This is a genomic window from Sphingobium sp. LSP13-1-1.1, from assembly GCF_040676415.1.
In the GTDB taxonomy this organism is placed as follows: domain Bacteria; phylum Pseudomonadota; class Alphaproteobacteria; order Sphingomonadales; family Sphingomonadaceae; genus Sphingobium.
Genome location: NZ_JBEGHU010000012.1, coordinates 317,469 through 338,431 on the forward strand (window position 1 = coordinate 317,469; position 20,963 = coordinate 338,431).

The window sequence follows — 20,963 nt, forward strand, 5'->3', positions numbered from 1 at the left end:
ATGGCTCTGTTCGAATATTTCCCCAACTATATCTGGAACCTGTCGGTCGCCATCGCGATGGAGAGCGGCGGCCAGATCGGCGAGATCGTGGACATGTGCCAGCCGATCCGGGACGCGGCCGCGAGCGGCGCGGATGCGGGCACGCCGCAATTCATGGCGCAATGGGCGGCGATGGGCGACAAGCTGATTGACCTCGCCGCCGAGGATGAGGCGAAGGGACGGGCCTTTTCGGCTTCGGCCAAGCTGGAACGCGCCGCGCTCTACCTCCTGAATGCGGAGCGAATGCAGGGCCATGGCCATCCGGGACGCCAGGCCACCTATGCCAAGGCGCGGGAGACCTTCGACCGTTCCACCGCACTCGGCAAGATCAATCGGGAGCGTGTCGAAGTACCGCTGGCAAAGGGAACCATGCCCGCGCTCTACACCCGCGCGCCGGGGGATGGGCCGCATCCGGTGGTCGTCTATTGCAACGGCCTCGATAGCTGCAAGGAACTGCTTTACTGGTCGCGCCTGCCCGAGGCTCTCGCCCGGCGCGGGGTTTCGACGCTCTGCGTCGACCAGCCGGGCAGCGGCGAGGCGCTTCGCCTGCAGAATCTTCCCGTCGATCCGCACAGCGAAAGCTGGGCGAGCAAGGCGGTGGACTGGCTGGAGCAGCAGCCCGACGTCGATCCCAGGCGCATCGGCATGACCGGCATTTCGCTGGGCGGCCATTTCGCGCCCCGCGCGGTCGCCTATGAGCCCCGCTTCGCCTCCGGCGCGGTCTGGGGCGCCAACCACAACTGGCGCGAGGTGCAGGACAAGCGGATGAAGCGCGAGGGCGAGAATCCGGTGCCGCATTACTGGGCGCATGTCATGTGGGCCTTTGGCGCGGGCGATATGGACGAATTTCTGGAAAAGTCGCAGGGCATGAACCTCAACGGCCATATGGACCGCATCAAGGTGCCCTTCCTCGTCACCCATGGCGCGCAGGACCGGCAGATCAGCGCCAGCTATGCCGACGATCTCTATGGGCAGCTCGTGAACTCCCCCCGGCGCGAGAAGGTGATCTTCACCGCGCGCGAGGGCGGGGTGGAGCATGTCGGCGCGGACAATATGAGCTATGGCCGTGATTGCATTGCCGACTGGTTTGCCGAAACGCTGGGAGGACATACGGCATGACGCGCCGCTTCGTCGATCTGTCGATCACATTGTGCAATGAGGTGGTGAGCGATCCGCCGTTCCTGCGGCCGGAGATCACCTATCAGAAGCATGGCGAAACCATGCAGGAGCTTGGCTTTTTCTTTCCGGGCGTGACGGCGGAGCAAACGCCGGGGGGCGAGGGTTTTGCGGCGGTGGAATCAGTCAAGCTGACCACCCATAACGGCACCCATCTTGATGCGCCCTGGCATTTCCATCCGACGCAGGATGGCGGCAAACCGGCCCTGACCATCGACGAGGTGCCGCTGGAATGGTGTTTCCAGCCAGGGGTCAAGCTGGACTTTCGTCATTTTCCCGACGGTTATGTGGTCACGGCGGCGGATGTGGAGGCGGAGCTCAAGCGCATCGGACATGAGCTGAAGCCGCTGGAAATCGTGATGATCAACACGGCTGCGGGCAAGGCGCTGGGCGATCCGGACTATGTCAGCCGGGGCTGCGGCATGGGCTATGAGGCCACCATCTACCTGACCAGCCGGGGCGTGCGGGTGACAGGGACCGACGCATGGTCGTGGGACGCGCCCTTCGTCCACACGGCGGAAAAGGTGAAGGAAACCGGCGATACCTCGCTGATCTGGGAAGGGCACAAGGCGGGCCGCGACATCGGCTATTGCCACCTTGAAAAGCTGCACAATCTGGAGGTGTTGCCGCCCGATGGCTTCACCGTCAGCTGCTTCCCGCACAAGATCAAGGGCGCCTCGGCCGGCTGGACCCGCGCCGTCGCCATTTTCGAGGAGTGAAGGCCATGGCCGAGTATCTGCGCAACGTCTGGTACATGGCCGGATGGAGCGAGGAACTTGGTCCCGGCCAGGTGATCAGCCGCCGCATTCGTGACCGCCGGATTGCCCTGTTCCGGACGGATGCGGGCGCCGTCAGCGCGGTGGCGGACCGGTGTCCCCATCGTTTTGCGCCATTGAGCCTGGGAGAGGTGCACGGCGACGCGCTGGTTTGCCCTTATCACGGCCTGACCTTCAATGGATCGGGCGGCTGCGTCCGCAACCCCTTTTCGGAGAATATTCCGGCTGCCGCCCGCATCGACGCGTGGCTGTGCGCCGAACGTCATGGCGCGATCTGGCTATGGGGTGGCGAGCCGCAATCCGCCGATCCCGCGATGATACCGGACCTTGGCCTGGTCGAGGACAGCGACACCGTGCGCGTCGTGCGCGGCTATACGCTGCTGGAGGCGCCCTATGAGTTCGGCACCGACAATCTGATGGACCTTTCGCATATCGAGTTCGTGCACAAGGGGTCCTTTGCCGGGGGTGGCGTCATATTTGCCGGCCGTCACGAGGTGGTCGACGAAGGCGACACACTGCGATCCAACTGGTGGATGCCCGGCGTGCCCGCCCCGAGCCACACGATGGGCATCTATCCCCCCGACATGATTACCGACCACTGGCTGGAGATGCGGTGGAACGCGCCCGCGACAATGCTGCTGGAGATCGGTTCCTGTCCGTCGGGCGGACTGCGCGAGACGGGGGTGGTTGCGTATCAGGCGCACGTGCTGACGCCTGCGAGCGCGACGACGGCGCATTATTTCTGGGCCTCCGCGCGCACGCATGATCTGGACTCGCCGGAGACGGACGCGTTTCTCAAGGCGCTTTTCGCCCAGGCATTTGACGAGGAGGACAAGCCGATCATCAAGGCCGCCTACGAGAATCTGGAGGGTGAGGATTTCTGGACGGCAAAGCCGCTTTCGCTGGGCATAGACTCCGGCGGGACGCGGGCGCGCCGGAAGCTGCAAATGATGATCAAGGGGGAACAGTCCGCATGAGGGTTGCAACGCGGGCCAACGGTCAGGCGGATGGCGAACTTGTGGTGATATCGGCCGGTGGCGATCGCCTGCTGCCGGTTGGTGGGCGCTTTGCGAGCCTCATTGCGGCGATGGAGCATTGGGGGGAGGCCGAACGGGCGATGCGGGGGCTGGCGGCCCGGCTGGAAGCGGGGGAGGGAGAGGCGCTGGATCCCGCAGCGCTGCTGGCTCCCCTGCCGCGTTCCTGGCAATGGCTCGATGGATCGGCATTTCCGCAGCATGGCGAGCTTATGCAGCGCGCCTTCAACCTGCCGCCGATCGAGACTGACCGGCCGCTGATGTATCAGGGCCTGTCCGACCGTTTCCTGCCGGGCCACGCCGATGTGCCCTTGCCCAGCGAGGCGGATGGCATCGATTTCGAGGGCGAGTTCGGCGTCATCACCGATGCGGTGCCGATGGGCATCACCGCGCAGGAGGCGATGAAGCATATAAGGCTCGTCATCCTCATCAATGACTGGTCGCTACGGGCCATCGCGCCTGTCGAGATGAAGACCGGCTTTGGCTGGGTACAGGCCAAGCCGGCCTGTTCCGCCGCTCCCTTTGCCGTCACGCCGGATGAACTGGGCGACGCGTGGAAGGACGGGAGGGTGCACCTGCCGCTGGAGGTCCATGTCAACGGCCAGTGGTTCGGCAATCCCGACGGGGGCGAGATGGCCTTTGGTTTCCATGAACTTGTTGCCCATGCCGCGCGGACCCGAGATCTCGTCGCGGGGACCATCATTGGTTCGGGGACCGTGTCCAATGCCAGTTATGACAGGGTTGGTTCGGCCTGCATTTCCGAACGCCGCGCCATTGAAATGATCGCTTCTGGCGCCCCTGCGACGTCTTTCCTGCGGTTCGGCGATCGCGTGCAGATGCAGGCGGCCGGCGACCATTTCGGGGCGGTCGACCAGAAGGTGGTGCGCGCCCTGGCGGCGGATCAGCGCGGCTGAACGGAGGCTGTCGGGGGCGGGATGACGATCCGCCGGGCTACGGCTTCGGCACCGGAAGGAAAGTGGCTCCCCGAGTAGGATTCGAACCTACGGCCATTCGATTAACAGTCGAATGCTCTACCGCTGAGCTATCGGGGAGCAACCCGACTTTCGCCGGGCAGGCCGCGCATATGCAGCGGCTTTCGTGAAATGGCAAGGGTGGCAAAAGCCGTCCGCCCGAAAAAATGGACCGGTGGCTTGATGTACCGTGAAGAGGGGCGGCCAGCCTGTCGGATCATGGTGGATTTTCCGGCTCGATCGCCGGTTGAAAAGTGGCTCCCCGAGTAGGATTCGAACCTACGGCCATTCGATTAACAGTCGAATGCTCTACCGCTGAGCTATCGGGGAGCAACCCGGCCTTCGCCGGGCAGGCCGCGCCTATAGCAGCGGCTTTCCCGCAATGGCAAGCGGCAAATGACGGAATTTTTACGCGATGAACTGTTCGGCCGCGATCCGGTCGTCCAGCGTATGTTCCGGGTCGAACAGCAGGGTCAGCGGCGTCGCGCGATCGATCTTCACCTCCACCTGCGCCACGTCGCGAACCTCGCGCTGATCGGCGACGGCGCTGACCGGCCGCTTCACCGGATCGAGCACGGTGAACTGGATCGCGGTATTTTCAGGCAGGATCGCGCCGCGCCAGCGCCGGGGGCGAAAGGGGCTGATCGGCGTCAGCGCCACCAGCGCCGATCCCAGCGGCAGGATGGGCCCATGGGCGGAAAGATTATAGGCCGTCGATCCGGCCGGCGTAGCAACCAGCACGCCGTCGCACACCAGTTCGGGCAGGACGGTGCGATCGTTGACCTTGACCTCCAGCTTGGCGGTCTGGCGCGTTTCGCGCAGCAGGGACACTTCGTTGATCGCGGGTATGGAAAAGCGCTCTCCATCCACCGTGTCGACGATCATGCGGAGGGGATTGACCTTGAACGGCTTCGCCGCCTCGATCCGCTGTTCCAGCCGTTCGAGCCGCCATTCGTTCATCAGGAAGCCGACCGTGCCGAGATTCATGCCGAAGACCGGCAGGATGTGCCGCCCCTCCAGCATGGAGTGCAGCGTCTGGAGCATGTAGCCGTCGCCGCCGAGCGCGATGATCATGTCCGCCTGCTCGACCGGGACGAAATCATAAGCGGCGCGCAACCTTTCCTCCGCCGCCTTGGCTGCTGGACTGGAGGAGGCGACCAGGGCGCGCCGGACCTCTTCGGTCATCCGCCGGTCACGCTCATATGTCTTCGCACCGCCGGCGCAGCACCAGCGCCGATGCGGAAATCATGCGCCGCCGGCTTCAGGCGAAGGGCGCGGTCTATCAGCGGCTCGACCGCCGGCAGTCCGCCCTGCCGGAAGGCCGATTTCAGGTCGACATGATCTTCATGGCCCAGGCACATGAAAATCTTGCCCTCGCAGGTCATGCGCATGCGATTGCAATCGGCGCAGAAATTATGAGTGAGCGGCGTGATCAGCCCCAGCCTTGCCTTCAGCCCCTCCACAGCATGGTAGCGGGCCGGACCGCCGGTGCGATGCGGTATCGGCGTCAGGGCATGATGCTGGCGGATCGAGTCGGCCACCTCCGTCAGGGGCAGATAATGATCGGTGCGGTCTTCCCCGGTTTCGCCAAGCGGCATCGTTTCGATCAGCGTCAGGTCGAAGCCCTGTTCGTCGCACCAATGCAGCATCGGGAGGATTTCATCCTCATTGAGGCCCTTGAGCGCGACCATGTTGATCTTGATCGCCAGCCCGGCCGCCCGCGCGGCTTCCAGTCCTTCGAACACGAGCCGGATGTCGCCATTGCGAGTGACATGGGCGAAGCGCGAAGGGTCGCGGCTGTCCAGGCTGACGTTGATCCGCCTGACGCCCGCTTGGGCCAGCGCCTCGGCATGCTGCGCGAGCCGCGTGCCGTTGGTGGTGAGCGTCAGTTCGTCCAGACCCTCGCCCACATGGCGGCCAATGCGGCGGACAAGGTCGACAATGTCCCGGCGCACCAGCGGTTCGCCGCCGGTCAGCCGAATCCTGCGAACGCCCCGCGAGATGAAGAGGTCGGCCAGCAGCCCGATCTCCTCCAGCGTCAGCACCTGGTCCTTGGGAAGGAAGGTCATCCGTTCCGACATGCAGTAGCGGCAGCGCAGGTCGCAGCGATCCGTCACCGAAATCCGCAAATAGCTGATCCGGCGGCCAAGTGCATCGGTCAGAGCCGCACGCGTAAGATCAGTCGTCTTCATATATGCAAGTTAGGCGATGGACCTGCCCCGTGCAAGCGTCACTGGTTGCGGGAGCGTAAACAGGTCGCTAACCGATAGAGCATAGGGAAGGGCTGGTGGATCGTCCCAAGGAGCAAGATGTGAGCGGCGAGACCGCACTGGACGGACAGCGCAGCCTCTACATTCTCTCGCCGGGCGACCGCGATGGACTGTCGCAGCTCGCGCAGTCGGCCGGCTGGCGCGTGATCGCAGCGCGGCGCGCCACCGATGCGGCGCAGCGTTTCCTGCACAGCGATGCCCGCATAGCGCTGACCGACATGCGTGGCGCGCGGGACGGCGACCTTCGCCTGATCGCGTCGCTGGTGCCGGCGGTGGACGCGGGCGGGGGTGCGCTGGTCGTGTTGGTGGACGCGCATGACCTTCCCGCCGTGCCGGCCATGCTGGAGGCGGGGGCGACGCATTATCTCGCGGCCCCCTTCACGCCTGCCGAACTGGGCGCGACGCTGGCTTCGGCGCAGCGCCTGGTCGACCGGCTCGTCGGCGGCACCACCCATAGCCGGCGGGCGCAACGCATCCGGCGCGGCGACGCCCTGTTCTGGGAGCGGGATGGGAACCGGATCCGCCTCAGCGACAATCTCGCCCGCCATCTTGGCGTCGAGGGGCAGAGCGTCGATCCGGCGGGCTTTATCCGGTGCCTGCCCCGGTCGGAACGCCGGTCCGTGATCGCGGCGCTGCGCGGCATGATGCGGTCGGGTCGTCCGGAGGCGTTCGCCCACGCGGCGCCGGGCCGGCCGGGTGACAGGCTGGTTCATCATCTTCGGTTGATCGACGGTGTCGTTGCGGCGGACGTGGAATGGCTTTCCGATGCGCATGGCCATGAGGCGACCGGCCGTGACGACCTGACCGGCCTGCGTTCGCGCCAGGCGGCGCTCGACTGGCTGGAGCGGCGGCAGGGACTGGCGACGACGGTGCTGCTGTTGTCGATCAGCCAGTTCGACCGGATGAACGCCGCCTATGGCCAGGTCGTGGGCGATGCCTTGCTGGGACGAATCGCCCGCCGCATAGAGCGGATGACCATCGATATGGCGGCCGGCACCATGGTCGCGCGCATCGCCGGGACGGAATTCCTGATCGGCCTGACCGGAGAGGCGGCTACCGCGGACAAGGCGACCTTCCTGGCCCGCCAACTGATTGGCGCCATCGGCCGGCCGTTCAGCGCGGGGGACCATCTGATCCGTCTGACGGCGCGCTGCGGTATTGCCCAGTCGCGCCCCGACGATGACGCCACCCGGCTGATCCGTCGCGCCGGAACTGCCCTGGCCGATGCCAGGGTCGGGGGTGGGGAGGGCATCCGCATCTTCTCTTCGGAAAAGCGCAGCCGCCAGGTGGATGCCGACCAGTTGGAAACCGACTTGCGCCTTGCCCTTCATCGCGGGGAGATCGGCATATTGTTCCAGCCGCAATATCCCGTCGATGGCGAGCATATGATCGGGGTAGAGGCGCTGGCGCGCTGGAACCACCCGCAATATGGCGCGCTGGGCGCGGGGATGCTGTTCGCCACGGCGGAGCGTTCCGACTATATGCTGCCGCTTTCGGCGCATATCCAGGCCGAAGCGCTGCGCCAGGCCGCCGCCTGGCCGCACGCCCTGTCCCACCTTCGCCTGTCGATCAACGTCACGGCGGAGGACATCGCCCAGCCCGGCTTCATGCCGCAATTCCTGAACCTGGTCGACATGAGCGGTTTTCCCCGGTCGCGCCTGACGGTGGAGATCACCGAAAGCGGCCTGATCGAGGATGTCGAAAATGCCACGGCGCTGCTGACGGCGTTGCGCGCAGAAGGGCTGGCGGTGGCGGTGGACGATTTCGGCACCGGCTATTCCAGCCTCGCCTATCTCAAGAGCCTGCCGCTTGATTATCTGAAGATCGACAGCGGCCTGGCGCAGGACATCGCCGGGACGTCCCGCGACAGGATCGTCGTTCGCGGCGTCATCCATATGGCGAAGTCGCTGGGTCTGCGGGTGATCGCCGAGGGGGTGGAAACCGAGCAGCAGCTTGATCTCCTTACGCGCGAAGGCTGCGATTATTATCAGGGTTTCCTGCGTTCGGCGGGGGTGTCCTCCGCCGATCTGGTGGCGCTGGCGCTCAAACCGTAAGGGGCGTGCCACGGTTGCAGGCTAAAGGCTCAGTCCTATCCGTGCGATCAGGCTTGCGCCCGCATGTCGGCTGGCTGGGCCTGCGATGCTGCTGTCGGCATAGCGTAGCCCGGCGAACCAGCGATCCTTCATATAATCGACGCCCACGCCATAATCCCAATAGGTGCCATCGGGGCGCAGCCGCATGGCACGGGCCGGGTCTTGCACATCGCCCGAAGACCGGCCGATCCGCGCCGAGATGGTCAAGGGTGTGCCGGGCAACCCCATGGTCGCCGACGCGGACAGATAGAGATTGTCGCCGCCTATGGACGACTGCCGCGGGGCATAGCTACCGTTGAAATCGATGCTGGCCGGACCGATCAGCAAAGCCGCGCCTGCGCCGATTTCGCCATAAGCCTGGTCGGCACTTCCGGGGAAAAGATGATAGCGACCTTCGGCGGACAGCCGCCATCCGCCGATCTGCCGCGCATAGGTGGCACCCAGGTCGACGACAGCGTCGGCTCCGCCATGCCGATCGCTGCCCCATAGCGAGACGGCCGCGCCATCGAGGCTGAGCCCTTGCGCCACGGGTACCGAGAGGGTGCCGCGCAGCACCAGGTTGCCGTCGCTCCAGCTCAGTCCCCGGCGCCGTTCCTCGCTGGCGGCCTCCATCGTGCCAGATACGCCATCGGCATATTGCGCGAAGGCGGGGCTGGCGCCGGCAGAGGCCAGAAAGGCGCAGGCCAGCGCAGCCTTCCTTTTAATTGGAGGCAAGATTGCGAACGGCATCAAGCTCGGCCAGTAGCGGTGCGTGGTCCGCCTGCGCAACCGCGACCAGGTGCGCGCGGATCTCGCCTTCATGGCGCGCCAGATTGCGCTCGCCCGATTGGCGGCCGGGCGTGCAGGCGCCATGCTCGCTGCCCGTAAACTGCTTGTCGCTGGAAACCGTGCGGCTGAGCGCAGGTCCATGGCTGAGCGCCCGGTCGACCAGGATGGTGGCGGTCCATTGGCACCGCTGCGCGTCCGCGCGGTTCGGGGTTCGGGCGCCTATGGTCCTCGTGCGGAATTCGGCGCGGGCGCTGTAGGTCGCATCGACCGGCTTTCCGCCATGGTCGATCTGCACGCTGTGCGTGGCCGCTGCCGCGGCCAGGGCAATAAGGGTCAAACTCATGTCTATCTCCTGCTCGACGCCGGACTTTGCTGTCCGGTCGTCAGAGCGGGATCTAGGTTGCGACTGTTGCTGGCTGTTGTCTGGCGGATGACAAAGGGGTGCTGGCTGAATGTCGATACAGCCTGAGCGGGTTTCGATCTGATTGAATCAGATTGCCGCTCTGGTTTCCTTGTTTGCCGCGATTTCTTAACCAGCGATCGGTTCCGATCGCTTGGAAATCGCTCTAGTTCGCCGCCTTCGCCAACCCCTTGGAAAGCTGCAACGCGCCGTTGAGGCGGGCGGCCGGATCGGCCCAGGCTCGGTTCACGACCACCTTGCTGTCGGGCCGCAGCCGGGCCACGCCGTTCAGCCGCTGGATATAGGCGACTAGCCCCTCCGGCCTGGGGAAGCGGTCCTCGAAGAAACTGACCAGCGCGCCCTTTGGCCCGACATCGATTTTCGCGACGTTGGCGGTGACGCAATTCTGCTTGATCTCGATGATCTTGAACAGATTCTGCGTCGGCGCGGGCAGCTTGCCGAAACGGTCGATCAGTTCGGCGGCGAAGGCCTCCAGCCCCTGCCGGTCCTCGACTTCGTTGAGGCGGCGGTAGAGCCCCATGCGCAGGTCGAGGTCGGGCACATAATCCTCCGGAATGAGGATGGGCGCATCGACGGTGATCTGCGGCGAGAAGCTCTCGCGCGCCTTGTCCAGCCCCGCGCCGCCGGCCTTCGCCTCCAGGATCGCGTCCTCCAGCATCGACTGGTACAGTTCGAACCCCACCTCCTTGATGTGGCCGGACTGCTCGTCGCCGACCAGATTGCCCGCGCCGCGTATGTCGAGATCGTGGGACGCGAGCTGGAAGCCGGCGCCCAGCGTGTCGAGGTCTGACAGGACCTTCAGCCGCTTTTCCGCCGTTTCGGTGATCACCCGGTTGGCAGGCGTGGTGAAATAGGCATAGGCGCGGGTCTTTGCGCGTCCGACGCGTCCGCGAAGCTGGTAGAGCTGTGCCAGGCCGAAGCGGTCGGCGCGATGGATGATGAGCGTGTTGGCGGAGGGGATGTCGAGCCCGCTCTCGACGATGGTGGTCGAGAGCAGAACGTCATAGCGCTTGTCGTAGAAGGCCGACATGCGTTCCTCCACCTCCGTCGCGCTCATCTGTCCATGGGCGACGACCGGCCGCACCTCCGGCACTTCGGTGCGGAGAAATTCCTCGATCTCCGTCAGGTCGGAAATGCGCGGCACGACGAAGAAGCTCTGGCCGCCGCGATAATGTTCGCGCAGCAGCGCCTCGCGTACCACCACGCCGTCCCAGGGCATGATGTAGGTCCGCACCGCCAGGCGATCCACCGGCGGCGTCTGGATGACCGACAGTTCCCGGAGGCCAGACATCGCCATCTGCAGGGTGCGCGGTATGGGCGTCGCGGTCAGCGTCAGCACGTGGACGTCGGTCTTGAGCGACTTGAGCCGTTCCTTGTGGGTCACGCCGAACCGCTGTTCCTCGTCCACGATGACAAGGCCCAGCCGCTTGAATTCCAGCCCCTTGGCCAGCAGCGCGTGGGTGCCAACGACGATGTCGACGGTGCCGTCCGCCAGGCCGGCCTTCACCGCCTTCGCCTCCTTGTCCGGGACCAGCCGGGAGAGGCGGCCGATCTTCACCGGAAAGCCCCGGAAACGTTCCTCGAAATTCATGTGATGCTGGCGGGCGAGCAGGGTGGTCGGGCAGATCACCACAACCTGCATCCCCGCCATCGCCGCGACGAAGGCGGCCCGCAGCGCGACCTCCGTCTTGCCGAATCCGACATCGCCGCAGACCAGCCGGTCCATCGGCCTGCCCGCGCCCAGATCCTCGATCACATCGCTGATCGCCCGATCCTGATCGTCGGTTTCCTGATAGGGGAAGCGATCGACAAAGGCGGGATAGCCGGCGCTGTCGGGTTCCGCCACGGTCGCGGGCCGCAGGGCGCGCTCCGCCGCGGTCTTGAGCAATTCCCCGGCGATCTCGCGGATGCGTTCCTTCATCCGCGCCTTGCGCCGCTGCCAGGCCTCTCCGCCCAGCCTGTCGAGGCTGACGCCTTCGCTTTCGGAGCCGTAGCGGGAGAGAACCTCCAGATTCTCGACCGGCACATAGAGCTTGTCGCCGCCGGCATATTCCAGCGCGACGCAATCATGCGCCGCCTTGGCGACGGGAATCTGGGTCAGCCCCTCATAGCGGCCGATGCCATGGTCCATATGCACGACCAGGTCGCCCGGCGAGAGCGTCGCCAGTTCGGCCAGGAAGGCGTCCGCGCTCTTCTTCCGCCGGGCCCGCCGCACCAGCCGGTCGCCCAGCATGTCCTGCTCGGTCAGCACCGCGACATCCGGGGCGGTGAAGCCATGGTCGAGCGGCAGGACGGTGAGCACCGTGCTGCCCCCGGCGGCGAGGCCCAGAGACTCCTGCCAACTGTCCGCCGCGGCGATCCGTTTCAGCCCATGGTCGGCCAGCAGCCCGGAAAGCCGTTCCCGCGCGCCGCCCGAATAGCTGGCGATCACCACCTTCTTCTTCGCCCGCTGAAGCGAGGCGATATGCTTGCCCACCGCCTCATAGACGTTGGCGTTCTGCGCCCTCTCCGGTGCGAAGTCGCGCGGGCCGTCCACGGCGAAGTCGATGACGGAAGCGCTTTCCGGTTCATGGAAGGGCGTGGTGGCGTGCATCGGCCAGTCGTGCGCGAGGGCGGCCCATTCCTCCGCCTCCAGATAAAGTGCCTTGGGCTCCAGCGGCCGATAGGCCCCCGGATCGGAGGATTTCGCCGCCGCACGATTGGCATGATAGTCCCTGATCGCCTCGAACCGCGCCTCTGCCGCGCCGGCGACGCCGTGGTCCAGCAGGATAAGGCTGTCGTCGCCCAGATGATCGGTCAGGGGCACCAGCCGTTCCTCGAACAGCGGCAGCCAATGCTCCATGCCCTGCAGTCGCCGTCCGTCGCTCACCGCCTGGTAGAGCGGGTCGCCGGTGGCCGTGGCGCCGAAAATCTCGCGATAGCGGCCGCGGAAGCGCTTGATCGTTTCCTCGTCCAGCAACGCCTCCGACGCGGGCAGCAGGGTGAAGCCCTCGACACTCCCGCTCGTCCGCTGATCGGCGGGATCGAAGCGGCGGACCGTTTCTATCTCGTCCCCGAAGAAATCAAGCCGGAGCGGCTGTTCCTCGCCGCCCGGAAACAGGTCGACAATGCCGCCGCGAATGGCGAATTCGCCGCGATCGTGCACGGTGTCGGTGCGCACATAGCCGTTCGCCTGCAACATTTCGGCCAGCCGCGAGATCGCGATCCGCTCCTTGGGCGCAAGCTTCGCCACCAATTGCCGCACGCGGAACGGGGTGAGGGTGCGCTGGGTGAGGGCGTTGAGCGTGGTCAGGACGAGTTGCGGCCCCCTGGGCCTGGCCTGCAAGGCATGAAGCCCCGCCAGCCGCGCCGACGCTGTCCGCAGCGAAGGACTGGCCCGGTCATAGGGCAGGCAGTCCCAGGCCGGAATCTCGACAATCTCGATCTCCGGCGCGAAATAATGCGCCGTGTCCGCCACCGCCCGCATGAGTTGCTCGTCAGGCGCGACGAACAGGGCGCGGGAAGGCGCCGCCCGCGCAATGTCGGCCAGCAACCAGGGCTGGAAACCGGCAGGCACGCCCGAAAGGGTGATGGGTGAGGATGCTTTGAGGATTTTGAGAAGGTCGGTCATTCGCTACTCAGTAGCCCGCCCGGAGACGGGAGGGGTCAGGGGAGGGCAGGTCAGGTCAGGTCAGGTCAGGTCAGGTCAGGTCGGGACGGAGGGGGTTACTTCCTGCCGATCTCCACGAAATCCATCTTCACGAACCTGTCCCACATCGGCCCGCGCCACTCTTCCGGCAGCGGCAGCGTCCCCAGGGCCCAGGCCATGATGTCGGCATCCTGTTCCTCGATAAACCGCTCGAACCAGTCGAGTTCCGCTTCGCCCCATTCGCCATGGTAGCGGTCGAAGAACCCGCCCACCGCCAGGTCCGCTTCCTTGATGCCACGATGCCAGGCCCGGAATTGCAGGCGGCGGATGCGGGGGTCTTCGTTCACAATTTGTTCCTTGCGCGGACATGACAAATTCGCCGATCGGATGTTTGAACCACCATCCCGGCTGGAGTTTTTCTGTTTGCGCATTTTCCGGGCTGCCAGACGTACCGTCCGGCTCGAAAATGCTCTAGACCGCCTCAGATAGCCATGCGACCCGATATCCTCAACCCACTCTTCACCGAAATCGAAGCCCTGAAGGGCGTCGGCCCCGCGCTCGCCCGACCGCTGGAGCGGCTGGGGCTGGCTCGCGCCGTGGACGTGGCCTTCCACCTGCCGGTCAGCTTCATCGACCGCCGCATGGTGGATGAACTGATCCTCTCCGACTCCGGCCGGGTCATCGGCATTGAACTGACGCCGACCGATTACCGAGCCTCCGGCAGCGCCCGCGCCCCATTCCGCGTGATCGCGCAGGACAGGCACGGCAACAGCGTCGCGCTGGTCTATTTCGGCCGCAACAGCGCATGGCCGCGCAAGCTGCTGCCGCTCAACGAACCCAAATTCGTCTCCGGCAAGCTGGAGGCCTATGGCGACAATCTTCAGATCGTCCATCCCGACCATGTCCTCCCGCCGGAGGAAGCCGATACCATCCCGGCGCGCGAGCCGGTCTACGGCCTCTCCGAAGGCCTCAGCAACAACCGCCTGCGCGACCTGGTGGCGCAGGCGCTGACCCGCGCGCCTGACCTCCCCGAATGGATCGAACCCAGCCTCCTTGCGCAAAGGGGCTGGCCCACATGGCGCGAAGCGCTCACCCGCATCCACGCCGACCCCAGCGACGCCATGGCCCGCGAGCGCCTTGCCTATGACGAGATCTTCGCCGGCCAGCTTGCGTTGATGCTGGTCCGCCAGTCCTCCCGCAAGCGCAGGGGCGTGCCGATCGCCGGCGACGGCCGACTGCGCGCCATGCTGCAACTGCCCTTCGCGCCGACGGGCGCGCAGCGCCGCGCCTTCGGAGAAATCGAGGGGGACATGGCCCAGCCTGTCCCCATGCTCCGCCTGCTGCAGGGCGACGTAGGATCCGGCAAGACGCTGGTGGCGCTGATGGCCCTGCTCAACACGGTGGAGGCGGGAGCCCAGGGCGCGCTCCTCGCTCCCACCGAAATCCTGGCCCGCCAGCATTATGAAACGCTGCGCAGGATGGCGTCGGGCCTGCCGGTGAACATCGCCATCCTCACCGGGCGGGAAAAGGGCAAGGCGCGCGAATCCACCCTCATGGGGCTGGCCGACGGCAGCATCGACATTCTGGTCGGCACGCATGCCATTTTCCAGGATGCGGTGCGTTACAGGAACCTCGCCCTGGCAGTGATCGACGAGCAGCATCGCTTCGGCGTTGCGCAGCGCATGATGCTGGCGGCCAAGGCGGAGCGCACGCCGCATCTGCTGGTGATGACCGCCACGCCGATCCCGCGCACCCTGACGCTCACTTATTATGGCGAGATGGACGTGTCGCGCCTGGACGAGATGCCGCCGGGCCGGCAACCGATCCAGACCGTCGTCATGTCCTCCGGACGTCTCGACGAAGTGGTCGAGGCGCTGGCCCGCCATGTGGAGGGCGGGGGACAGGCTTATTGGGTCTGCCCGCTGGTCGAGGAAAGCGAGAATAGCGACCTTGCCGCCGCAGAGGCGCGGGCGGAAACGCTGCGGATGCGCTTTGGCGAACGCGTCGCCATCGTGCATGGCCGGATGAAGGGGCCGGAAAAGGACGCCGCGATGGAGTCCTTCGCTTCGGCCCGCACGAAAATCCTGGTGGCGACCACCGTGATCGAGGTCGGCGTCGATGTTCCCAACAGCAACCTCATCATCATCGAAGGGGCAGACCGCTTCGGCCTTGCCCAGCTTCACCAGCTCCGCGGGCGCGTCGGGCGGGGGCAGAATCAATCGGTGTGCATTCTCCTGCGCGGCAATGCGCTGAGTGAAACAGCGAGGGCGCGCCTTGCCCTGATGCGGGAAACCAATGATGGGTTCCGCATAGCCGAGGAAGACCTGCGCCTGCGGGGCGCGGGCGAAATATTGGGCACGCGCCAGTCGGGCGAGCAGCAGTTGAAGCTCGCTACGCCGGAGCATCTCTCCGCCCTGCTGGACCCGGCTCGGGACGACGCCCATTTGCTGATCGACAGGGATGGTGGCCTGAGCGAAGCACGCGGGCAGGCAGCCAGAACCTGCCTCTATCTTTTCGAACGCGACGCGGCGGTGGGCCTGCTTCGCAGCGGGTAGAGTCCCTGCTCCTGCCTTCAGGAACAGGTCCAGGAACAGGGCCAGGAACGGGACAGGACGGCGCGGCACATATTGTGAAAACAACGTCTTGCCGCAGGTGCGAAACCATCCCGCCGCCCTGTCGTTGCATCGCCATGCAATCCGACATCAGCCTGCACCATGTCACGTCGATGGCGGCGATCTCGATCGGCCTGTCGGTCGTCGTCGCCTTCCTGCTCCATTGGCTGGCCTATTGGCTGGCGACCCGCATCGTCCACCGGATGCGGATGGAACCGGTGATCCTGCCCGCCCTCTATCACCCCACGCGCTGGCTGATCGTCCTGATGACCTTGTCGGCGGGCGTCCAGCCGCTGACCTTCACCCCGACCGTGGAGGCGATCTGGTCCATCGGTTCCAGGATGCTGTTCATCCTGCTCATGGGATGGCTGATCTTTTCCCTGATGCGGGCGGGGCGCATCATCCTGGAGCGCCGCAGCGACATCAGCGTGGCGGACAATCTCAAGGCGCGGCGGCAGCATACCCGAATCCGTATCCTCTACCGCGTGACGCAGTTCATCGTCGGCTTCCTGATCCTCTCGCTGATGCTGATCGCCATTCCCGGCGTACGGAGCATCGGCGTTACGCTGATGGCATCGGCGGGGCTGGCGGGGCTGGCCGTCGGCGCCGCCGCGCAGCCCGCGCTCAAGAATCTGATCGCGGGCATACAGATGGCCTTTTCCGAACCGATCCGGCTGGATGATGTCGTCATCGTCGAGGGTGAATGGGGCCGGATCGAGGATATCAAGCTGACCTATGTCGTCGTCCGCATCTGGGACGACCGGCGGATGATTGTGCCGGTATCCTATTTCCTCGAAAAGCCCTTCCAGAACTGGACGACGAAAACCTCCGACCTGCTCGGCACCGTCTTCCTTTATGTCGATCCTGCCGCGGACATAGAGGCGATACGGGCGCGATTCATCGAGGCGGTCCAGGCCAACAGCCGCTGGGACGGCCGCGTCGCCATCATGCAGGTGACCGACCAGCGCGCCGATGCGCTGGAACTGCGCGGCCTTCTGAGCGCCCGCAACGCCGGCATAGCCTTTGACCTGCGCTGCGAGGTGCGAGAGGCGATGATGCATTTCCTGCGTACGCAAATGCCGCAGGCGCTGGTGCGATCGCGTCAGCGGCTGGAGGCGGGGGATGATCTGGGTAAGGCGTTTACCAGGCCGTCTGGCGCGGCGGTATGAGGGCGAGCATGGCGTCATAGACCTCGGGCTCGATCCGCTGCAGGAACTCCACGCCGATCCGCCCTTCTTCCGACCAGCGCACTTCCGCGGCCTGGTTCTTCACCACGGGCAGCCATATCGTTACCCGCTCGCCAATGGTCAGGGGCGCCTCTGTCCGGCACATCAGGCCCAGGGCAGAGATGTTGATGATCCGCACACCATGGCTGCGGCCCTTTGCCGTGATATGGCTGACCATATCGACCAGATCTCGCTGCACGCGCCGCTGGCTGACCGCGGGACCCCGCTCGTTCAGATGGGAAAGGCTGGCGAACACTGAAGGCATGGAAACAGGATAGGTAGGGAAGATGGCCTCTTCCTTACCTATTGTGGTTAAGGCCGCCTAAAGCCTTTTTCGATTTCAGGGGGTTACCAGCCCGTGCCGTTTCGCGCCGAAGCTGACCTTGTCACCGGCCTTCAGCGACAGGGCGGGATCGCTCACCACCTCGCCATTGACGCGAATCGCGCCCTCGGCCAGCTTTCGCCGCACTTCCTTGTTGGAAGCGGCAAAACCCAGCGCGGTCGTCCCCTGCAGGATGTTCAGCCCGTCCGCACCCAGGCTGACGCTTGGCAGATTGGCGTCCGATGCGCCCTCTTCAAAGGTTCGCCGGGCTGTCTCCGCGGCCGCGGCGGCGGCTTCGGCACCGCGGCAAAGGGTCGTCGCCTCATTCGCCAGGATCTTCTTCGCCTCGTTGATTTCGGCTCCCTGCAGGGCGGCCAGCCGCTCCACTTCGTCCATCGGCAGATCGGTGAACAGGCGGAGCCGGCTGGCAACGTCGGCATCGGCCGTGTTGCGCCAGAACTGCCAGTAATCATAATGCGAAAGCTGGTCCTCATTGAGCCAGACGGCGCCGCCCACGGTCTTGCCCATCTTCGTGCCGTCGGCATTGGTCAGCAGCGGGGTGGTCAACCCGAACACATGCGTACCGTCCACCCGGCGTGCCAGTTCGACGCCGTTGACGATGTTGCCCCACTGATCCGACCCGCCCATCTGCAACCGGCAGGCCGAACGGCGCGACAGTTCCAGAAAATCATAGGCCTGGAGGATCATATAGTTGAACTCCAGGAAACTCAGCGATTGTTCCCGGTCCAGCCGCAGCTTCACCGAATCGAAGCTCAGCATCCGGTTGACCGAGAAATGCTGGCCGATGTCGCGCAGGAACGGGATATATTCCAGGCGGTCCAGCCAATCGGCATTGTCCGCCATGATCGCGTCGGTCGGCCCGTCGCCGAATGTCAGGAAGCGTTCGAACACGCTTTTGATGCTCCCGACATTCTGCGCGATCGTGTCTGTGGTCAGCAGTTTGCGGGCCTCGTCCTTGAAGCTGGGATCGCCGATCTTGCCGGTGCCCCCGCCCATCAGGACGATGGGCTTGTGCCCGGCCTTCTGCAATTGGCGGAGCATCATGATCGACACCAGGTGACCGACATGCAGCGAGGGCGCCGTGGGATCGAACCCGATATAGCCCGGCACGATCTGTCTGGCGGCCAGGGCGTCCAGGCCCTCCGCATCGGTCAGCTGGTGGATATAGCCGCGCGCTTCGAGCAGGCGGAGCAGATCGGACTGGTAGTTGCTCATGGCGCGGCCCTGTAGCATTGAGAGGAATAGTGTAAAAGAGGCAGGATCATCGATGCTCGCAATAGGCCTGATGTCGGGAACATCGCGCGACGGCATAGACGCCGCGTTGATAGATACCGATGGCGAGGGCGCCGGCAAGGGCGTCGCTTTCCACGCCATGTCCTATGGCGAGGGCTTCCGCCTTCGCCTTGCCGAAGCCTGTCAGCGCGCCATGACGATGGAGAGGCCGGGTTTCGAACCGCTCATCCACGCGGTCGAGGAGGAACTGACGGAGCTTCATGTCGAGGCGATATCGGACCTGCTGGCCCGCAGCGGCCATGTGACGCAGGACATTGCCGTCATCGGCTTCCATGGCCATACCGTGGCCCATCGTCCCGAATGGCGCTGGACCTGGCAGATCGGCGACGGCGCCGCCCTGGCGGGGGCATTCGGCATCCCTGTCGTCGCGGACCTGCGCAGCGCCGATGTCGCGGCAGGCGGGCAGGGCGCGCCGCTGCTCCCCGTATATCACCGTGCGCTGGCCCATGATCTGGCGAAGCCGCTCGCCGTGCTGAACCTGGGCGGGGTCGCCAACCTTACCGCCATTGCCTCCGACGGGGAGATTTTTGCCTTCGACACCGGCATGGCAAGCGGCCTCATCGACAATTGGATGCAGACCCATGGCGACCGCAGCTTCGACGAGGATGGCACGACCGCGGCCAGCGGCCAGGTCGACGAGGCGCGGCTGGCCCGCATGCTGTCCGACCCGTGGTTCGCCGTCGCTCCGCCCAAGAGCATAGACCGCGAGGCGTTCACCATCGACGCGGTGCGCGGGCTGTCGCTTGCGGATGGCGCGGCGACCCTGACGGCCTTTTCCGCCGCAGCCGTTGCGCGGGGGATGGAGCATCTCGTCGAACGGCCGACGCGCATCTATGCCGCTGGCGGAGGACGCCGCAATGCGACGCTGATGCGAATGCTGGGGGCCTATACCGGCGCGGATGTGCGGCCCGTGGACGAACTGGGATGGGACGGCGACGCGCTGGAGGCGCAGGGTTTCGCCTATATGGCCGTACGCCATATGAAGGGCCTGCCCATCAGCTTCCCCGGCACGACCGGCGCGCCGCAGCCGATGACGGGCGGCGTGCTCTTCGAACCGGCGTGAATTCTTCCGCCCAGGGCTGTTTTCCGTCGCCTCGGCAATAGCGGGCGAGCCGGCGGATCACCGCTTGCGGGTCAGTTCCCGCATGGCGTCGTCTATCCCCTCGATCGTCAGCGGATACATGCGCCCGTTCATGATCTCGCGGATCATCCGGGTCGACTGATTATAACCCCAGTGCGCCTCCTGCGCGGGGTTCAGCCAAACGGCCGCCGGATAGGTATGCAGCACGCGGCTCAGCCAGGTTGCGCCCGGTTCGTCGTTCATATGTTCGACCGAGCCGCCGGGATGGCTGATCTCATAGGGGCTCATCGCCGCGTCGCCGACGAAGATCACCTTATAGTCATGCCCATATTTGTGGAGGATATCCCAGGTCGGCGTGCGTTCGGAAAAGCGGCGGCGGTTGTCCTTCCACACGCCCTCATAAAGGCAGTTGTGGAAGTAGAAGAACTCCATGTTCCTGAATTCGCTCGTCGCCGCCGAGAACAGCTCCTCGCAAAGCATGATGAACGGGTCCATCGATCCGCCCACGTCCAGGAACAGTAGCAGTTTCACTGCATTGTGCCGCTCTGGCCGCATGCGGATGTCGAGCCAGCCTTGCCGCGCCGTTCCCCGGATCGTCTCGTCCAGGTCCAGTTCGTCGGCCGCGCCCTCCCGCGCGAAGCGGCGCAGCCGCCGCAGCGCAACCTTGATGTTGCGGGTGCCCAGTTCCCTTTGATTGTCCAGATTGGCGAATTCGCGTTTTTCCCAGACCTTGATGGCGCGCTTGTGCCGGCCCTCGCCACCGATCCGCACGCCCTCGGGATTATAGCCGCCATGGCCGAAGGGGGATGTGCCGCCGGTGCCGATCCATTTGTTGCCGCCCTGGTGACGCCCCTTCTGCTCCTCCAGCCGCTTCTTCAGCGTTTCCATGATCTCGTCCCAGCTTCCCAGGGACCTGATCTTCTCCATTTCCTGCGGACTTAGGAATTTTTCCGCCACCAGCCGCAGCCAGTCCTCCGGGATGTCCGCCTCCACCGCTTCGCTGTCCAGCACGCCTTTGAATACTCGGGCGAATACCTGGTCGAAGCGGTCTATCAGCCCCTCGTCCTTCACATAGGTGGCGCGCGCGAGATAATAGAAATCCTCCGGGCGCTGTCCGATCACGTCCCGGTCCAGCGCCTCCAGCAGCAGCAGATGTTCCTTGATGCTGGCGGGAATGCCGGCAGCGCGCAGCGCATCGAGAAAGTTGAGCATCATGATGGCGCCCTTGTCCG

General features: G+C 65.2%; 17 protein-coding genes and 2 tRNA genes. 8 read left to right on the plus strand and 11 right to left on the minus strand.

What is annotated here, in order from left to right:
• From MRBLSP13_RS09115 to MRBLSP13_RS09130, 4 genes are read left to right on the plus strand one after another with little or no spacing between them, the layout of a single operon-like run.
• Positions 1-1,158 (plus strand): alpha/beta hydrolase family protein, encoded by a 1,158-nt coding sequence (locus tag MRBLSP13_RS09115; protein WP_363754071.1) that lies wholly within the window; start codon positions 1-3, stop codon positions 1,156-1,158.
• On the plus strand, positions 1,155-1,934 hold the full coding sequence (locus tag MRBLSP13_RS09120) for a cyclase family protein (RefSeq protein WP_363754073.1): 780 nt from the start codon (positions 1,155-1,157) through the stop codon (positions 1,932-1,934). Before MRBLSP13_RS09115 ends, MRBLSP13_RS09120 begins: the two co-directional genes overlap by 4 nt.
• Before the next feature lie 5 nt (positions 1,935-1,939).
• A complete protein-coding gene (locus MRBLSP13_RS09125; protein WP_363754076.1) occupies positions 1,940-2,968 on the plus strand; it encodes an aromatic ring-hydroxylating dioxygenase subunit alpha in 1,029 nt (342 codons plus the stop codon).
• Positions 2,965-3,939, plus strand: coding sequence for a fumarylacetoacetate hydrolase family protein (locus MRBLSP13_RS09130; RefSeq protein WP_363754078.1), 975 nt, complete (start codon positions 2,965-2,967; stop codon positions 3,937-3,939). Before MRBLSP13_RS09125 ends, MRBLSP13_RS09130 begins: the two co-directional genes overlap by 4 nt.
• A 63-nt stretch (positions 3,940-4,002) precedes the next feature.
• Here the strand turns inward: MRBLSP13_RS09130 and MRBLSP13_RS09135 are convergent.
• The 4 genes from MRBLSP13_RS09135 to moaA form a co-directional block, all read right to left on the minus strand.
• Positions 4,003-4,077 (minus strand) — tRNA-Asn (locus MRBLSP13_RS09135).
• 174 nt (positions 4,078-4,251) lie between these two features.
• A tRNA-Asn gene (locus MRBLSP13_RS09140) sits at positions 4,252-4,326 on the minus strand.
• 78 nt (positions 4,327-4,404) lie between these two features.
• Positions 4,405-5,181 (minus strand): NAD kinase, encoded by a 777-nt coding sequence (locus MRBLSP13_RS09145; protein ID WP_363735038.1) that lies wholly within the window; start codon positions 5,179-5,181, stop codon positions 4,405-4,407.
• Positions 5,178-6,188 (minus strand): GTP 3',8-cyclase MoaA, encoded by a 1,011-nt coding sequence (gene moaA, locus MRBLSP13_RS09150; protein WP_133651891.1) that lies wholly within the window; start codon positions 6,186-6,188, stop codon positions 5,178-5,180. Before moaA ends, MRBLSP13_RS09145 begins: the two co-directional genes overlap by 4 nt.
• A gap of 119 nt (positions 6,189-6,307) precedes the next feature.
• Here moaA and MRBLSP13_RS09155 point away from each other — a divergent pair, with 119 nt between their 5' ends.
• Entirely contained in the window at positions 6,308-8,320 is a 2,013-nt protein-coding gene (locus MRBLSP13_RS09155; protein ID WP_363754080.1) for a putative bifunctional diguanylate cyclase/phosphodiesterase, read from the plus strand.
• A gap of 21 nt (positions 8,321-8,341) precedes the next feature.
• Here the strand turns inward: MRBLSP13_RS09155 and MRBLSP13_RS09160 are convergent, their stop codons facing one another.
• From MRBLSP13_RS09160 to MRBLSP13_RS09175, 4 genes are all read right to left on the minus strand, one after another.
• Positions 8,342-9,073 (minus strand): TorF family putative porin, encoded by a 732-nt coding sequence (locus MRBLSP13_RS09160; protein WP_363754082.1) that lies wholly within the window; start codon positions 9,071-9,073, stop codon positions 8,342-8,344.
• Positions 9,060-9,470, minus strand: coding sequence for a hypothetical protein (locus MRBLSP13_RS09165; RefSeq protein WP_363754085.1), 411 nt, complete (start codon positions 9,468-9,470; stop codon positions 9,060-9,062). The genes MRBLSP13_RS09160 and MRBLSP13_RS09165 overlap by 14 nt, the downstream gene beginning before the upstream one ends.
• A gap of 223 nt (positions 9,471-9,693) precedes the next feature.
• Positions 9,694-13,158: a transcription-repair coupling factor gene (mfd, locus tag MRBLSP13_RS09170; RefSeq protein WP_363754087.1), complete on the minus strand. Its 3,465-nt coding sequence runs from the start codon at positions 13,156-13,158 to the stop codon at positions 9,694-9,696.
• Between the two features lie 95 nt (positions 13,159-13,253).
• On the minus strand, positions 13,254-13,523 hold the full coding sequence (locus MRBLSP13_RS09175) for a succinate dehydrogenase assembly factor 2 (protein WP_363735032.1): 270 nt from the start codon (positions 13,521-13,523) through the stop codon (positions 13,254-13,256).
• 144 nt (positions 13,524-13,667) lie between these two features.
• Here MRBLSP13_RS09175 and recG point away from each other — a divergent pair, with 144 nt between their 5' ends.
• Positions 13,668-15,731 carry an ATP-dependent DNA helicase RecG gene (gene recG, locus MRBLSP13_RS09180; RefSeq protein WP_363754089.1) on the plus strand — a complete coding sequence of 688 codons (2,064 nt, stop codon included), beginning with the start codon at positions 13,668-13,670 and terminating at the stop codon, positions 15,729-15,731.
• Between the two features lie 134 nt (positions 15,732-15,865).
• Positions 15,866-16,957, plus strand: a complete 1,092-nt coding sequence (locus MRBLSP13_RS09185) for a mechanosensitive ion channel family protein (protein ID WP_363754091.1) — start codon at positions 15,866-15,868, stop codon at positions 16,955-16,957.
• Here the strand turns inward: MRBLSP13_RS09185 and MRBLSP13_RS09190 are convergent.
• On the minus strand, positions 16,929-17,279 hold the full coding sequence (locus MRBLSP13_RS09190; protein ID WP_363735028.1) for a PilZ domain-containing protein: 351 nt from the start codon (positions 17,277-17,279) through the stop codon (positions 16,929-16,931). The genes MRBLSP13_RS09185 and MRBLSP13_RS09190 overlap by 29 nt on opposite strands.
• A 75-nt stretch (positions 17,280-17,354) precedes the next feature.
• On the minus strand, positions 17,355-18,572 hold the full coding sequence (tyrS, locus tag MRBLSP13_RS09195; protein ID WP_363735027.1) for a tyrosine--tRNA ligase: 1,218 nt from the start codon (positions 18,570-18,572) through the stop codon (positions 17,355-17,357).
• A 52-nt stretch (positions 18,573-18,624) separates the two neighbouring features.
• On the opposite strand from tyrS, the gene MRBLSP13_RS09200 reads away from it, so the two are divergent.
• Positions 18,625-19,713 carry an anhydro-N-acetylmuramic acid kinase gene (locus MRBLSP13_RS09200; protein ID WP_363754093.1) on the plus strand — a complete coding sequence of 363 codons (1,089 nt, stop codon included), beginning with the start codon at positions 18,625-18,627 and terminating at the stop codon, positions 19,711-19,713.
• 57 nt (positions 19,714-19,770) lie between these two features.
• Here MRBLSP13_RS09200 and MRBLSP13_RS09205 read toward each other — a convergent pair whose 3' ends face one another.
• Entirely contained in the window at positions 19,771-20,946 is a 1,176-nt protein-coding gene (locus MRBLSP13_RS09205) for a vWA domain-containing protein (protein WP_363735025.1), read from the minus strand.
• Positions 20,947-20,963: the final 17 nt, after the last annotated feature.

Excerpts from the sequence above, each read along its gene's own strand:
- MRBLSP13_RS09115 (WP_363754071.1), top strand. The coding sequence starts at position 1 with ATGGCTCTGTTCGAATATTTCCCCAACTATATCTGGAACCTGTCGGTC.
- MRBLSP13_RS09120 (WP_363754073.1), top strand. The coding sequence starts at position 1,155 with ATGACGCGCCGCTTCGTCGATCTGTCGATCACATTGTGCAATGAGGTG.
- MRBLSP13_RS09125 (WP_363754076.1), top strand. The coding sequence starts at position 1,940 with ATGGCCGAGTATCTGCGCAACGTCTGGTACATGGCCGGATGGAGCGAG.
- MRBLSP13_RS09130 (WP_363754078.1), top strand. The coding sequence starts at position 2,965 with ATGAGGGTTGCAACGCGGGCCAACGGTCAGGCGGATGGCGAACTTGTG.
- MRBLSP13_RS09145 (WP_363735038.1), bottom strand. The coding sequence starts at position 5,181 with ATGACCGAAGAGGTCCGGCGCGCCCTGGTCGCCTCCTCCAGTCCAGCA.
- moaA (WP_133651891.1), bottom strand. The coding sequence starts at position 6,188 with ATGAAGACGACTGATCTTACGCGTGCGGCTCTGACCGATGCACTTGGC.
- MRBLSP13_RS09165 (WP_363754085.1), bottom strand. The coding sequence starts at position 9,470 with ATGAGTTTGACCCTTATTGCCCTGGCCGCGGCAGCGGCCACGCACAGC.
- mfd (WP_363754087.1), bottom strand. The coding sequence starts at position 13,158 with ATGACCGACCTTCTCAAAATCCTCAAAGCATCCTCACCCATCACCCTT.
- recG (WP_363754089.1), top strand. The coding sequence starts at position 13,668 with ATGCGACCCGATATCCTCAACCCACTCTTCACCGAAATCGAAGCCCTG.
- MRBLSP13_RS09185 (WP_363754091.1), top strand. The coding sequence starts at position 15,866 with ATGCAATCCGACATCAGCCTGCACCATGTCACGTCGATGGCGGCGATC.
- MRBLSP13_RS09190 (WP_363735028.1), bottom strand. The coding sequence starts at position 17,279 with ATGCCTTCAGTGTTCGCCAGCCTTTCCCATCTGAACGAGCGGGGTCCC.
- tyrS (WP_363735027.1), bottom strand. The coding sequence starts at position 18,572 with ATGAGCAACTACCAGTCCGATCTGCTCCGCCTGCTCGAAGCGCGCGGC.
- MRBLSP13_RS09200 (WP_363754093.1), top strand. The coding sequence starts at position 18,625 with ATGCTCGCAATAGGCCTGATGTCGGGAACATCGCGCGACGGCATAGAC.
- MRBLSP13_RS09205 (WP_363735025.1), bottom strand. The coding sequence starts at position 20,946 with ATGATGCTCAACTTTCTCGATGCGCTGCGCGCTGCCGGCATTCCCGCC.